12 protein-coding genes and 1 pseudogene are annotated in these 14,285 nt (G+C 32.6%); 4 read left to right on the plus strand and 9 right to left on the minus strand.

Translation table 11 applies throughout. The features are described 5' to 3' along the window. Positions 1-2 precede the first annotated feature (2 nt). The 4 genes from mutL to Q4Q39_RS01755 all read left to right on the plus strand — a co-directional run bounded on the left by mutL (position 3) and on the right by Q4Q39_RS01755 (position 4,752). On the plus strand, positions 3-1,856 hold the full coding sequence (mutL, locus tag Q4Q39_RS01740) for a DNA mismatch repair endonuclease MutL (protein WP_303280636.1): 1,854 nt from the start codon (positions 3-5) through the stop codon (positions 1,854-1,856). 3 nt (positions 1,857-1,859) lie between these two features. Then, positions 1,860-2,588, plus strand: coding sequence for a rhomboid family intramembrane serine protease (locus Q4Q39_RS01745; protein WP_303280637.1), 729 nt, complete (start codon positions 1,860-1,862; stop codon positions 2,586-2,588). Further along, positions 2,588-3,457 carry a rhomboid family protein gene (locus Q4Q39_RS01750; RefSeq protein ID WP_303280638.1) on the plus strand — a complete coding sequence of 290 codons (870 nt, stop codon included), beginning with the start codon at positions 2,588-2,590 and terminating at the stop codon, positions 3,455-3,457. Before Q4Q39_RS01745 ends, Q4Q39_RS01750 begins: the two co-directional genes overlap by 1 nt. A 266-nt stretch (positions 3,458-3,723) precedes the next feature. Further along, positions 3,724-4,752 carry an endonuclease/exonuclease/phosphatase family protein gene (locus Q4Q39_RS01755; RefSeq protein WP_303280639.1) on the plus strand — a complete coding sequence of 343 codons (1,029 nt, stop codon included), beginning with the start codon at positions 3,724-3,726 and terminating at the stop codon, positions 4,750-4,752. A gap of 100 nt (positions 4,753-4,852) precedes the next feature. Here Q4Q39_RS01755 and Q4Q39_RS01760 read toward each other — a convergent pair whose 3' ends face one another. The 9 genes and pseudogenes from Q4Q39_RS01760 to scpA all read right to left on the minus strand — a co-directional run bounded on the left by Q4Q39_RS01760 (position 4,853) and on the right by scpA (position 14,285). Beyond that, complete coding sequence (locus tag Q4Q39_RS01760; RefSeq protein WP_303280640.1) at positions 4,853-5,161, minus strand: DUF6122 family protein; 309 nt, start codon at positions 5,159-5,161, stop codon at positions 4,853-4,855. Beyond that, positions 5,161-5,784, minus strand: a complete 624-nt coding sequence (locus tag Q4Q39_RS01765) for a WbqC family protein (RefSeq protein WP_303280641.1) — start codon at positions 5,782-5,784, stop codon at positions 5,161-5,163. The genes Q4Q39_RS01760 and Q4Q39_RS01765 overlap by 1 nt, the downstream gene beginning before the upstream one ends. Positions 5,785-5,903: 119 nt before the next feature. Then, the gene (lepB, locus tag Q4Q39_RS01770; protein ID WP_303280642.1) at positions 5,904-7,487 is read right to left on the minus strand and encodes a signal peptidase I; all 1,584 of its coding nucleotides are present in this window, start codon (positions 7,485-7,487) and stop codon (positions 5,904-5,906) included. Positions 7,488-7,553: 66 nt separating this feature from the next. Beyond that, on the minus strand, positions 7,554-8,258 hold the full coding sequence (gene dapB, locus Q4Q39_RS01775; RefSeq protein ID WP_303280643.1) for a 4-hydroxy-tetrahydrodipicolinate reductase: 705 nt from the start codon (positions 8,256-8,258) through the stop codon (positions 7,554-7,556). Beyond that, entirely contained in the window at positions 8,259-8,870 is a 612-nt protein-coding gene (locus tag Q4Q39_RS01780) for a DUF5683 domain-containing protein (protein ID WP_303280644.1), read from the minus strand. After that, positions 8,860-9,771: a ParB/RepB/Spo0J family partition protein gene (locus Q4Q39_RS01785; RefSeq protein ID WP_303280645.1), complete on the minus strand. Its 912-nt coding sequence runs from the start codon at positions 9,769-9,771 to the stop codon at positions 8,860-8,862. The genes Q4Q39_RS01780 and Q4Q39_RS01785 overlap by 11 nt, the downstream gene beginning before the upstream one ends. Before the next feature lie 5 nt (positions 9,772-9,776). Then, positions 9,777-10,541 (minus strand): ParA family protein, encoded by a 765-nt coding sequence (locus Q4Q39_RS01790; protein ID WP_303280646.1) that lies wholly within the window; start codon positions 10,539-10,541, stop codon positions 9,777-9,779. Between the two features lie 601 nt (positions 10,542-11,142). After that, positions 11,143-11,898 (minus strand): annotated as a pseudogene (locus Q4Q39_RS01795) (ParA family protein); the annotation flags it as partial. Between the two features lie 221 nt (positions 11,899-12,119). Continuing rightward, a complete protein-coding gene (scpA, locus tag Q4Q39_RS01800; protein WP_303280647.1) occupies positions 12,120-14,285 on the minus strand; it encodes a methylmalonyl-CoA mutase in 2,166 nt (721 codons plus the stop codon).

The following is a 14,285-nucleotide window of genomic DNA, read 5'->3' on the forward strand; positions in this document are numbered from 1 at the left end:
ACATGGCAGACATTATCCAGCTTTTACCCGATCATGTAGCTAACCAAATAGCTGCAGGAGAGGTTGTACAACGCCCAGCATCGGTTGTTAAAGAGTTGCTGGAAAACGCTATTGATGCAGGGGCTTCAGCTATTAAACTCATAATAAAAGATGCAGGAAAGACATTAATACAAGTTATTGATGACGGAAAGGGTATGAGTGTTACGGATGCTCGTTTAAGTTTCGAGCGTCACGCTACCTCTAAAATTCGTACTGCCGATGATTTATTTCAATTACATACAAAAGGATTTCGGGGTGAAGCTTTAGCTAGTATAGCTGCCATTGCGCATGTTGAGTTAAAAACAAAGCAAGAACAAGACGATGTTGGAACTAGCATTGTCATTGAGGGTAGTGATGTAGTATCACAAGACGTTGTGGTAACACCTAAAGGAACCTCAATTTCTGTAAAGAATCTTTTCTTTAATATCCCAGCAAGACGTAATTTTTTAAAATCGAATACTGTTGAATTACGCCATGTTATTGACGAATTTCATCGTGTGTCTTTAGCACATCCCAATATTAGCTTTGCTTTGTACAACAATGGAAGTGAATCTTTTAATTTACCAGTAAGTAACTATAGACAGCGTATAGTTAATATTTTTGGGAATAAAACAAATGAAAAGCTAGTCCCTGTAGAAGAGGATACTGAGGTTTTAAAAATTTCAGGATTTGTTGGTAAGCCAGAATTTGCTAAGAAAACAAGAGGTGAACAGTATTTTTTCGTTAATAACCGCTTTATTAAAAGTGCCTATTTAAATCATGCTATTGCTTCTGCATTTGATGGGCTATTAAAAAGCGGTACACATCCAAGTTATTTTTTAAATTTAGAAGTAGATCCGCAAACTATCGATATTAATATACATCCAACAAAAACAGAGATTAAGTTTGATGACGAACATACGTTGTATGCCTTATTGCGTTCTGCTGTTAAGCATAGTTTGGGTCAATTTAATATAGCACCTGTTTTAGATTTTGAACGTGATCCTAATCTTGATACGCCGTATGACTATAAAGGAGGTGAAACCAAAGTGCCTAAAGTAGAAGTAGATAGAAGTTTTAACCCATTTCAGGATGAGACTAAACCTAAGACGGTAAGTTCTACGACCTATAAAAAAGAACCTATTGCAAGCTGGGAAAACCTTTATGTTGGATTAGAATCTAAAGGAACAAAAACACATCAAGATTTTAGTGAAGTGCATTTTGAAAGTGAAGAATCTACACCTTCTATTTTTGATGATGAAAAACAAATAGAGCAAGTAAATACAACGTATCAACTTCATAATAAATATATTGTCAGTACTATTAAATCGGGGATGTTAGTTTTAGACCAACATCGGGCTCACCAGCGTATTTTATATGAAGAGCTTCTAAAAAATATGACCGTTAAAGAAGCGATAAGTCAACAATTATTATTTCCACTTCAACTGCATTTTTCAACTCAAGAAATTACCATTGTAAAGCAGTTAAAAGACGATTTAGAGAATACTGGATTTGTGTTTTCAAACTTTAATGATGAGTCACTTGAAATAACAGGCGTTCCAGTTTCGGTGCCTGAAAGTGAAGTATCTATTATTTTAGAGCAATTAATTAGCGATGTAGAAAATGAAGTGCCAGATAGTAATTTTAGTGCTACCGATTTGTTGGCCAAGTCTATGGCTAAAAGTTTGGCAATTAAGACTGGACAGTCATTACAAAAAGATGAACAAGAGCATTTGGTTAATAAGTTGTTTGCTTGTAAAGAACCAAACATTTCACCTACTAACAGGTCAACATTTATAACACTAAGCGTTGACGAATTGGATAAAAAATTTTTATAGATTATGATGAGGATTTCAGAAACTGTTAAACATCTATTAATCATTAATGTGATTATGTTTATAGGTACTTTAGCAATAGGAGAAGGTGTTTTGTTTTATGATTGGTTTGCGATGCATTTTCCTAAGAACGAAGCATTTCAACCTTGGCAAATTATCACACATATGTTTATGCATGGAGGAGTAACACATATTTTATTTAATATGTTTGCGCTTTGGATGTTTGGTACGCCAGTAGAGCAGACTTTAGGTTCTAAACGGTTTTTATTTATATATATATCTGCAGGGCTAGGAGCAGTTGCTTTACAAACTGGATATTACTATTTTAAATATTTGCCTATGGAAGCTGAAGCCTTTAATTTAGGTTTTAACCATGAACAAATCATAGAAGTTTTCAAAGAAGGTAAAGTGTTTAGAGCTATAGGACAAGAGTTTAATGAGATTTATTATGCTTCTATGGTAGGAGCTTCGGGATGTATTATGGGGATTTTAGCGGCATTTGGTATGATGAATCCTAATGCTGAACTCATGATGATATTTTTACCAATTCCTATTAAAGCAAAATATTTTATTCCAGGCATTATTATTCTAGATTTAGTTTCTGGTTTAACGGGGCAATCCTTTTTTAGTCCAAGTAATACAGCATTCATGGCACACGTTGGTGGAGCAATAACAGGTTTTTTAATTATGTGGTACTGGAAAAAAACACAATTTAATAGAAACCGCTGGAATTAATGACTTCGCTCTCTCAAGACATAAAAGATAAATTGTCTAGACTTAATGTTCTAGAAAAAATTATAGTTATTAACGCTATTGTTTTTGTATTAGGGCTACTTTTAAAATCTAATTTACGCTGGTTTGAATTACCTAGTGACTTTGCTGATTTTATAGTAAAACCTTGGACGATTATTACTTATGCTTTTTTACATTACGATTTTTGGCATCTTTTTTTTAATATGCTTTGGCTTTACTTTATCGGACGTATGCTTTTAAATCTATTTAGTCCTAAAATGGCACTAAATATTTATTTTTTAGGTGCTATGGCTGGAGGTTTGCTGTATATGTTATGTTATACAGTGTTTCCTAATGTATTTCAAACAAATTCAAGTTTGTTAGGTGCTTCAGCTGCAATTAGAGCTTTATTGATTTTTCTTTGTGCTTATATGCCTAATCAAGAGATTCGCTTTTTTACATTTAATTTAAAACTCTGGTATGTTGGAGTGGCTATTACAGTAATTGATGTTTTTGGGGTGTTTTCTGGTATTAATGACCCAATAGGAGGAAATCCAGGTGGTAACTTAGCACATCTTGGAGGTGTTTTGTTAGGCTATTTTTACGCAAAACAATTATTAAAAGGTAATGATATAGGCAGAGGTTTTGAAGGCTTAGTCGATCTGATTTTAGGGTTTTTTAAATCATCGAAAAAAGGACCTTTAAAAACAGTTCATAAAAATAAATCTAAAGTAGGAGGGTATACTAAATCTGATTTTAATGAGTTTAATAATCAAAAGAAAATAGACGTTATTTTAGATAAGATAAGTAAAAGTGGTTATGATAGTCTAACTGCCGAGGAAAAAGAATTTTTATTTAAAGCAGGAAAATAGCATTATCAAAGAGGGGCAATAAATAATCGTGGATTTAGTGGGAGGAATTCATTCGTTAATCGAAAATTTTTAGTAAGAAAATATTTATATTTTATCTTCCCAGTGAATTAAAAGCTTCAGATTTTAGAATTTTAATATTTAAGAGGGATTCAATTGATTAGCTTAATCTAAAACAAAATTAATTTATCTATTCGCTTTCTAATAAAATGAATAGATAAACTCAAAGCATAATTTTGTTCATAGATTAATGGTCTTCGAATGATACTATGAAAAAACTAAGTTTTATTAATAAAATTATCTATTTCATAAATGTAATTGTGGCTGTTTTGCTGTTACTTTCATTTGCCTTACCGTTTTTACCACCAAAGACATTTTCTATATTATCAGTACTAAATTTAGGTGTTTCACTTTTAATACTAATTAATGCATTATTCTTTTTATACTGGTTAATAAAGCTTAAAAGACAATTAATATTATCATTATTTGTCCTTTGTATAGGGTATATTTCTTTTGGCTCTTTATACAAGTTTTCTTCTTCAAAAACTGTAGAAAACCATAATAATATAAAGATTATGAATTACAATGTTAGGTTATTTAACCTTTACGATTGGATTCCTGAAAAAAATGTAGAAAACAAAATTGTCGATTTTATTAAGACACAAGCTCCAGACATTTTAAGTATTCAAGAGTACCACCCTCATGAAAATATAAATCTTTCTTTTTTTAAGTATAAATATGAAAAACTTTCTGGAAGCAAAACAAGATATGGGCAAGCTATTTTCTCGCAATACCCTATTGTAAACTCAGGCTCGATTGAGTTTCCAGATACAGCTAACAATGCTATTTTTGCCGATGTTATAAAAGGAACAGATACTATTAGGATATATAATATTCACTTAGAGTCATTGCGTATAAATACGAACGTTGAAACGCTTAAAAATGAAGATTCCGAACGCCTTTTTAATCGTATTGGAGCTACTTTTAAAATGCAGCAGTTTCAGACAGAGTTATTTTTATTGCATAAAAAACAATGCACATACAAAATGATTATTTGTGGGGATTTTAATAACACAACATTCTCTTATGTGTATAGAAAAATTAAAAGTGATTTAAACGATACGTTTAAAGAAGCTGGTAACGGGTTTGGGCGTACTTACGATTTTAGATTTTTCCCTATACGAATTGATTTTATTTTCGCCGACAAAGCATTTTCTGTAAATGGTTTTAAGACTTTTAATGAGCATTACTCAGATCATTATCCTATCATGACTACGCTTAGTTTTGACGAACAGTGAGAAACCTCAGTGTTAGTAATTGAAAGCTTATTATTTAAACTGTAATCTATTTATTTTATTTAATCTCTGTGCAAATTCTGCGAATGTTTATATCATTATTTTACATGAACGAACAATCTACAATATCAGATATAATATGTATTACCAAACCTAAACCAATTAGACGTGTCTTTTTTGGTAGTAAAAGAATAAGGTATATTACCATGGCATAATAGGAGTGTAGCGGATGAAAATTAATACTACACCTATTAGGATCAAAAACGGGATTTGCTAGCAAGTGATCTAAATCGATACTCATACCAGAAAACATAATAAAAAAGGCTAACTGCCAATTGGGTTTATACCAAATTAACGCAACAGCCAGAGGAATTAAAATATGGCACCCATAATGAACAGTAGTTTGTAGCATTATTGAGTTATTAGGGTTTGAGATTCTAAATAGTTTAAAGTATTTGGGCCTTCATTAAAAAGTAGATCTAAAATACTTAGGTTGGGGATAAAACCATGTTTGTTGTTAAATACCTGAGTGTAGGTGTCGAAATTTTGATAGGGCTCTTTTTTGGCATTAACTAAACTTCTGAAATCTGTTTTATCATCAACTATTTTTTGAAAAGTTTCAGATTTAGATGTATTCAGTTCTAATTGTAAGCAATCACAAATAACTTGAAGACATTTAAAATTATAATCTAGAATATAGTCCATTTTTGTGTTAAACAAAGGTTGGAGTTCGTCTTCATAATATTCAAAAAAAGGAGATGTTCTATACGCAGAAAGTAATGATTTCCAATGAAGGCTTTGCCATTTTTCTTCGTTAAATATTTTTACATCACGGTATTTTTGACGGTTTTTTTGTGAATGAATTACAGGAATGTTTAAAGTAAGTTTCCCGTTAGCTCCGTAGATATGGGTACGATTCCTGTAAGTTTGTTTTAGAAAATTATCATCTGTTTCATACACAATAGTCTTAGCTTTTATCATGGCGACAAAATGTGCTATGCTAGGAAAATATGTTGGATGGATAATAATGTTCATTATTTATCAATTGTCATTCCTGCCTTTCGTCTTCGCTCAAGATAAACTATAGCAGGAATCTACTTAATAAAATTCAGGTTTCAATTCATAAGATTCCTGCCTTCGCAGGAATAATAAATTTAACTATTCGCTTTTTTACGTGTTCTCCATTTGTTAAATCCAATCCATCCAAATAATAAGACAAGAAATGGAATAAGAAAAGAGGTCGCTTTACCGCTACCGCTAACTGTTGTAAAGAAACGTTCCCAGCGTGGGTTTTTTAAACCATCCCAACTCATCCAAATAAATACTGGTTTTCCAACAACATGGTCAAAAGGAACAAACCCCCAAGCACGTGCATCAATAGAGTTATGGCGATTATCCCCCATCATCCAATAATAATTTTGTTTGAAAGTATACGTTTTTGCTACTTCTCCGTTAATAAAAATCTGATTTCCTTCTACTCGTAAATCATTACCTTCATATTCGGTAATGACTCGTTTGTATAATGGTAATACTTCTAAGTTTATATCAATCGTTTTTCCTTCCTCTGGTATATATAAAGGTCCGAAAAAATCAACATTCCATTTATAATTAGGATCATGAGGAAAGATGTTAGGATCTCTTACACCTTTTTCTTTTTTATTTGGTGTAATACTAGCAACATTAGGATGATTTTTAAACTTTGCTAGTGCTTCATCCGAAACTGCTGAAAAGTAGTACGTGTTTTGTTGATTTATGATTCCAAAATGATCCGTTATATCATAACGATCTTTAAGATATTTTGCGTTGAATTGACTCGTTTTTGGTTGTACATAGTAACTAAATTGTAAATGAGCTCTATCTGGCAATACATTTTGTTTCCCATTTATATATACATAACCATTTCTAACTTCTAATGAATCACCAGCAACAGCGACACATCGTTTTACCAAGTTGGTTTTTTTATCAATAGGTTTGTAATAGTTTCTATCTGGATGAAAATCATTCATATCCAGCAACGTATCTGCTGGTTGATTAAAAACGACTATTTCATTTCTGTCTATTTTTTCGAATCCTGGAAATCTTAAATATGGTAATTGCAATTTATTTATCCAAGACGTTTTTCTTTCTTCAAAGTTGTCGTTAAATAGGTACGATTTTGTTCCTAATTTAGGAATGGTGTCATGCACCATAGGGGCTCCAACAGTTGTCATAGGTATTCTGGCGCCATAATGAAATTTGCTTACAAAAAGGAAGTCTCCAACTAGTAAAGATTTTTCTAATGATGATGATGGTATTGTAAAAGGTTGTATGAAGTATGTATGAACTATAGTTGCAGCTACAATAGCAAATAAAATGGAGCTAACCCAGTCTCCCCCTGATGTTTTAGGTTGTAAACTTCTGTTATCAACATAGGTAACGTCTGCTACGTAATTTAGATAATAATTGTAGAAACCAAGTGTTGCAATAGCTAAAAAAGTATCTACAGGCATATTTTTTCCAAAACTTCTGGCGGTTTCTACCCAAACGACTGGAAACATAATAAGGTTTACTATTGGTAAAAATAATAAGATGATCCACCACCAAGGGCGGCTTATAATTTTCAACAAAACAATACCATTATATACAGGTACAAACGCTTTCCAAGCTTGATGACCTGCTTTTGTGTAAAGTTTCCAAGTACCTAAGCCATGAATTACTTGAATAATCAATATGAATATAAACCATTGCGTAAGTGTCATAATCTTAAAATTTTAATTTTTTGTTAGTAGTCAAACCTATTAACGTTGTTACAGATTCATCAAGTATTAACCAATATTTAACACATCGTTCATTGTAAAAACACCCGTTTTTCCAACGATCCATTCTGCCGCAATTACCGCACCTAAGGCAAACCCTTGTCTTGTATGTGCAATATGTTCTATAGAAATAGTGTCTACTTCGCTTTCGTAATTAATTGAATGAGTTCCAGGAACATCTTCAATACGTTTTGAAACTATTGGAATTGTGGTTTCATCGCTTTCATTTAATTTCCAGTTATCATAACTAGTGTGTTGCGAAATAATATCGTTAGCTAAAGAGATAGCTGTGCCACTTGGTGCATCTAGTTTTTGTGTATGGTGAATTTCTTCCATACTAACATTGTATTGTTTAAGTGTACTCATCATTTTTGCAAGCGTTTTATTAAGCTCGAAAAATATGTTAACTCCTAAACTATAATTTGATGCATAAATAAATGCTCCTTTTTTCTCTTTGCATAAAGCGACAGCATTATCATAATTGTCTAACCAGCCTGTTGTTCCTGAGATAACAGGTACTTGATTATTCAGACAGTTAGAGATATTATTATATGCTACGGTAGGAATACTAAAATCGATGGCTACGTCTGCTCTTGTAATATCGTAATCTTTGTCGTCTTTATCGACTGTTAATATGATATTATGTCCCCGCTTGATGGCAATTTGTTCAATGGTTTTTCCCATTTTTCCGTAACCAAGTAAAGCTATATTCATCTAAAATTTAAAATTTAAAGTTAATCCGAGATTGCTGGTTGCATCTAATTCGTTGAATTTGTAATGTGGTGCAAGTGATAAGTTTTCATCTACGTTATATTGTAATAAATGAGCGTCTACATTGGCATCAATTATATTTAAAGCATAAAGGCCTACGGTTACCAAAAGAGCAATTTCTTTGTTTTTTCTAAAAAACTTTTGTCCTCTTTCTAAACTTTCTGTAGAAACTCTCGGATCTGTTAATCGCACGCCGTTAGAGAAATAAAATTCATCATCTTCGAAACCAGCTAACCTCCTCTTGTAAGCATCTCTATATCTATTATATTCTCTGTTATTTCTCACATAAAAATAAACTCCTGTACCAATAGCACCATAAACTAATGGGATTTTCCAATATTTTTTATTGTAGGCTTGACCCAGTCCTGGTAATATGGCTGAATAGAATGCCGCTTTGGCAGGAGATAAGGGGTTTATAGGATCTTTAACTTCTATAATAGAATCTATAACAATTTCTTTTGAATGTTTTTTTCTTTTCTTTTCTTTTTCTTGTGCTATTGTTGAAAAACAAAATAAAAATGCAAAAATACTAGCTATTAGATATTTACTTGGCACCGTCAATTAATTTTTTAATACGATTAAAATCTTCTTCAGAATGGAATGGAATCGTAATTTTTCCTTTTCCATTTTTAGAAACTTTAACGTCAATTTTATGTCCAAAGTATTCAGAAAATGTGCTAATACCTTTTTTTATAAATTTAGGGGTGTCTTCAGTTTTTTCTTTTTTAGGTGCAACTTCTACTACTTGAGTATCATTAAAGTTACGAACTAGGTTTTCAGTTTCTCTAACAGAGAGTTTATTTGATAGTATCTTTTCGTAAATATCTAGTTGTATGGTTGTGTCTTCAATATTAATGATGGCACGTCCGTGTCCCATAGAAATAAAACCATCACGCATGCCTGTTTGGATAATTGGATCCAGCTTTAATAGACGTAAGTAATTTGCTATGGTGGAGCGTTTTTTTCCAACACGCTCACTCATTTGTTCTTGTGTTAAATTGATTTCATCAATTAAACGTTGATATGATAAGGCAATTTCAATAGGATCTAAATCTTGGCGTTGAATGTTTTCAACCAATGCCATTTCTAGTGATTCCTGATCATTGGCAATTCTAATGTAAGCAGGAATTGTTTTTAAACCTATTGATTTAGAAGCTCTAAAACGACGCTCTCCAGAAACTAACTGAAAGTTGTTAAAATCTAACTTCCTAACAGTAATAGGTTGAATAATCCCTAATTCTTTAATAGATGATGCTAATTCACGTAAGGATTCTTCACTAAAATTAGTACGTGGTTGAAAAGGATTAACTTCAATGGAGTCAATATCCAATTCAACTATATTCCCAATAACTTTATCGGCGTTTTTGTCCTGTACCGATTGAATATCGTTTTCAGGATCTTTTAATAATGCAGATAAACCTCTACCTAAAGCTTGTTTTTTTGTTGCCTTAGCCATAATACTTAGGAATTTTTATTGATAATTTCTTTTGCCAAACTTAAGTAATTGTTAGCACCTTTACTACTGGCATCATAATTAATTATAGTTTCTCCATAACTTGGAGCTTCACTTAGCCGTACATTACGCTGAATAATGGTTTGAAACACCATGTTGTTAAAATGTTTTTGAACTTCTTCAACAACTTGATTAGATAATCTTAATCGCGCATCGTACATCGTTAATAATAGGCCTTCAATATCCAGTTCTGGATTATGAATTTTTTGAACACTTTTTATGGTATTCAATAGTTTTCCTAATCCTTCCAATGCAAAATATTCACATTGTATTGGTATTACAACCGCATCAGCTGCTGTTAAAGCGTTTAATGTTAGTAGACCTAATGATGGGGCACAATCAATTAAAATATAATCGTAATCGTTTTGAATATCAGCTAAAGCCTTTTTTAACATGTATTCGCGTGCATCTTTATCAACAAGTTCTATTTCAATAGCAACTAAGTCAATATGTGCAGGAATAATGTCTAGGTTAGGCGATTCCGTTTTCATAATAGTTTCTCTAACCGAATTAGAGTGCTCTAAAAGTTGGTAGGTTCCTATTTCTATAGAGTCGATATCTATTCCGATTCCTGAAGTTGCATTTGCCTGAGGGTCAGCATCTATTAATAATACTTTTTTTTCCAGAACTCCAAGTGAAGCTGCTAAATTTATAGACGTTGTTGTTTTACCAACACCTCCTTTTTGATTAGCAATTGCAATAATTTTACCCATGAAATGATTTGGTTTTGTTATATTTTATATAAGCTTTTTGTATAAAAAAATATGAGCGAAAGGTAATGATTTTTGATAAAAAAAACAGTGAACTCATTTAGACTTTTTCAATTTGCTAAAAAATGGCTGTTTTCAGCTCTGTTTTTGTCTTTTTTTCCTTCCGTAGCTCTGCTATACAACTCAAAAAAGTCTTCAACATAGGCAAAAACTTCTAATTTTCGCTTAAATCCAAAAAGTCTAAATGAGTTCAGTATTAATCTATTTTTAATAATAACTATTGAATCTTGTTTATTTTAAATGTTGTGAGTTTATATTCTACAATTTTTTCGTTTTCAAAATATAAATACAAATAGTTTTTTTTCATTAAGCTAAATGATGTACTGGTTCTATACATCCATACATCCGAATGGATATCATTATAAGAGAATCCTAATATATTATTTATTTCTTCTCTTTTTAAACCTATTAAGTGACTGTAATCTTCCTCTTTTTTGTCATTTGCGTTTGTGGATCCTTTTATAATATAATCTACATCTTCACTATCATGTGTTAATATTTTAGATAGGTCTTTTTCAAGTTTCGAATTTGTAGAGGTTACTTTGTTTTTGTTTATTAATTCTGACCCTAAATTCAAATAATTTTCTGCTCCAATACTATCTGGATTATATTTTATGATGCTTAAGCCGTAACTAGGAGCTTCTCGTAGCTTAACATTTCTTCGTATGGTTGTCTCAAAAACCATGGATTTAAAATGTTTTGTTAATTCTATTCGTAATTGGTTTGATAAACTTGTTCTTGAATCGAACATAGTAACTAATAGACCTTCAATATCTATATCTGGATTGGATGATTTTTTGATGCTTTTTATAGTTACAAGTAATTTGCTTAAACCTTCTAATGCATAAAACTCGCATTGTACGGGTATGATTACAGAATGGCATGCTGTTAAAGCATTAAGCGTTAATAATCCAAATGATGGAGAGCAATCTATAATAATATATTCATAATTTTCTATAACACTAGAAAGCCCAGTTTTTAGCATAAATAAATCAATAGATTTTGATCTATTTATTTCTATAGATGCCAGACGTATGTTGGAGGGTATAAAATCAAAATGTGCAAATTCTGGTTTTATAATATTATTTTGAGCTTTAAATGTGTTAGTGAAAAAACTTTGGCTACTATATCTAATATCTGCAGGAACAAGGCCAACGCCCGAAGTTGCATTTGCTTGAGGGTCTAAGTCTATTAAAAGTACTTTTTTCTCAAGAATACCTAATGCATCTGCCAGATTTATAGATGTAGTTGTTTTACCAACGCCTCCTTTTTGATTAGCGATTGCAATTATTTTGTTCATTAGTTCTTTAAGATAGGGGAGAATAAAAGTACGATTATTTTAGGGGATAATTCACGGAAATTACTGATAATTTCCACTAAAGAAGAGGATCGTCCTACAAATCATTCGTTTTATCGATATTATAGCTTTTGAGTGTTTTTAAATTCTTACATCTAAACCGTGTTAGTTATACGAATTTTGGTCTACGAAACAACTCTAAATTGACAAATGTCACTCAAACATTAATCGATTAGGATTTCTAAAATCTTAATAGCTGCATCACTAATTTTGGTTCCAGGACCAAATACGGCTATAGCACCAGTATCAAATAAGTATTTATAATCTTGTTTTGGTATAACGCCACCGACAATAACCATAATGTCATCCCGACCATAGGATTTTAAGGCTTCAATAACTTGTGGGACTAAGGTTTTGTGACCAGCAGCCAGCGAAGAAACTCCTAAAATATGCACGTCGTTTTCTACAGCTTGTTTTGCAGCTTCTTGAGGTGTTTGAAATAATGGACCAATGTCTACATCGAAACCAACATCCGCATAACCAGTGGCTACTATTTTAGCGCCACGGTCATGACCGTCTTGTCCCATTTTTGCAATCATAATACGGGGTCTTCTTCCATCTTGCTCAGCAAAAACATCGGCTAATTGTTGTGCTTTTTTAAAGGATTCGTCGTCTTTTATTTCTTTACTATACACGCCAGAAAATGATTTTATTTGTGCCTTATAACGTCCAAATTCAACTTCTAAGGCATCACTAATTTCTCCGAGAGTAGCCCGTTCCCTAGCAGCTTCTACTGCTAAAGCTAATAAATTCATATCCTGATTTACATCAGAATCTTTTGAATTTGATGTGTTCGAATTTAAGGAAAATTTTGCGGCTTCAGTTAATTTTGAAAGCGCCGTATTAACTTTTTCTGAATTTCTGTCAATTTTGATCCTATTTAATTGTTCTATTTGTTGGTTTCTAACTGTTTGGTTGTCGACTTCAAGGGTTGATATTGCGGCTTCTTCTTCAAGTCTATATTTATTGACTCCAACAATGATATCCTGCCCTGAATCTATGCGGGCTTGCTTTTTCGCCGCAGCTTCTTCAATTCGAATTTTTGGAATACCAGCTTCAATAGCTTTTGTCATGCCTCCTAAAGCTTCAACCTCTTCAATTAAAGACCATGCTTTTTGAGCGATGTCGTGTGTTAGTTTTTCAACATAATAACTTCCTGCCCAAGGATCTACAGTTTTGGTTATTTTTGTTTCTTCTTGTAAATATATTTGTGTATTTCTGGCTATACGTGCAGAAAAATCGGTTGGTAAAGCAATCGCTTCGTCCAATGCATTGGTATGTAAACTTTGAGTGCCACCAAAAGCTGCTGCTGCGGCTTCTATAGTTGTTCTCGCCACATTATTGAAAGGATCTTGTTCTGTTAAACTCCAACCACTGGTTTGGCAATGTGTACGTAAGGCTAAGGATTTTTCGTTTTTTGGATTAAATTGTTTTACCAATTTTGCCCAAAGTATACGTGCAGCTCGCATTTTAGCGATCTCCATAAAATGATTCATACCTATGGCCCAAAAGAAAGAGAGCCGAGGTGCAAAAGTATCTATATCCATACCAGCTGCGAGCCCTTTTCTAATATATTCTAAACCATCTGCGAGCGTATAAGCTAATTCAATATCGCAGGTTGCTCCAGCTTCTTGCATATGGTACCCTGAGATACTAATACTATTAAACTTGGGCATATTTTTACTGGTATATTCAAAAATATCTGAAATGATTTTCATAGAAGGTGTTGGTGGATAGATGTATGTATTACGCACCATAAACTCTTTTAAAATATCATTTTGAATGGTTCCTGCAAGTTGTTCTGGTTTAACGCCTTGTTCTTCGGCTGCTACTATATAAAATGCCATTATAGGTAGTACAGCGCCATTCATGGTCATGGAAACTGACATTTTATCTAGTGGAATTTCATTGAACAGCATTTTCATGTCTTCGACAGAATCGATAGCAACCCCCGCTTTTCCAACATCTCCAACCACACGTTCATGATCACTATCATACCCTCTATGAGTGGCTAAATCGAATGCTACAGACAATCCCTTTTGTCCTGCAGCTAAATTACGTTTATAAAATGCATTGCTTTCCTCTGCTGTACTAAAGCCTGCATATTGCCTAATCGTCCAAGGTCTTCTAACATACATGGTACTGTAAGGCCCTCTTAAATTTGGTGCAATTCCTGCAACAAATCCAAGATGTTCTAAGTCTTTAATATCATCTTTTGTATAGAATGATTTGACTTCTATGCCTTCGGCAGTGGAAAAAACTTCCGGCTTTTTGGCTTTAGACTCTTTGGGCTTTCTGCTTATTTTAATATGTTGAAGATCTTTTCTCAA

Origin of the sequence: Flavivirga amylovorans, assembly GCF_030540875.1 — a bacterium.
GTDB classification, from domain to species: domain Bacteria; phylum Bacteroidota; class Bacteroidia; order Flavobacteriales; family Flavobacteriaceae; genus Flavivirga; species Flavivirga amylovorans.

Excerpts from the sequence above, each read along its gene's own strand:
- mutL (WP_303280636.1), top strand. The coding sequence starts at position 3 with ATGGCAGACATTATCCAGCTTTTACCCGATCATGTAGCTAACCAAATA.
- Q4Q39_RS01745 (WP_303280637.1), top strand. The coding sequence starts at position 1,860 with ATGATGAGGATTTCAGAAACTGTTAAACATCTATTAATCATTAATGTG.
- Q4Q39_RS01750 (WP_303280638.1), top strand. The coding sequence starts at position 2,588 with ATGACTTCGCTCTCTCAAGACATAAAAGATAAATTGTCTAGACTTAAT.
- Q4Q39_RS01755 (WP_303280639.1), top strand. The coding sequence starts at position 3,724 with ATGAAAAAACTAAGTTTTATTAATAAAATTATCTATTTCATAAATGTA.
- Q4Q39_RS01760 (WP_303280640.1), bottom strand. The coding sequence starts at position 5,161 with ATGCTACAAACTACTGTTCATTATGGGTGCCATATTTTAATTCCTCTG.
- Q4Q39_RS01765 (WP_303280641.1), bottom strand. The coding sequence starts at position 5,784 with ATGAACATTATTATCCATCCAACATATTTTCCTAGCATAGCACATTTT.
- lepB (WP_303280642.1), bottom strand. The coding sequence starts at position 7,487 with ATGACACTTACGCAATGGTTTATATTCATATTGATTATTCAAGTAATT.
- dapB (WP_303280643.1), bottom strand. The coding sequence starts at position 8,258 with ATGAATATAGCTTTACTTGGTTACGGAAAAATGGGAAAAACCATTGAA.
- Q4Q39_RS01785 (WP_303280645.1), bottom strand. The coding sequence starts at position 9,771 with ATGGCTAAGGCAACAAAAAAACAAGCTTTAGGTAGAGGTTTATCTGCA.
- Q4Q39_RS01790 (WP_303280646.1), bottom strand. The coding sequence starts at position 10,541 with ATGGGTAAAATTATTGCAATTGCTAATCAAAAAGGAGGTGTTGGTAAA.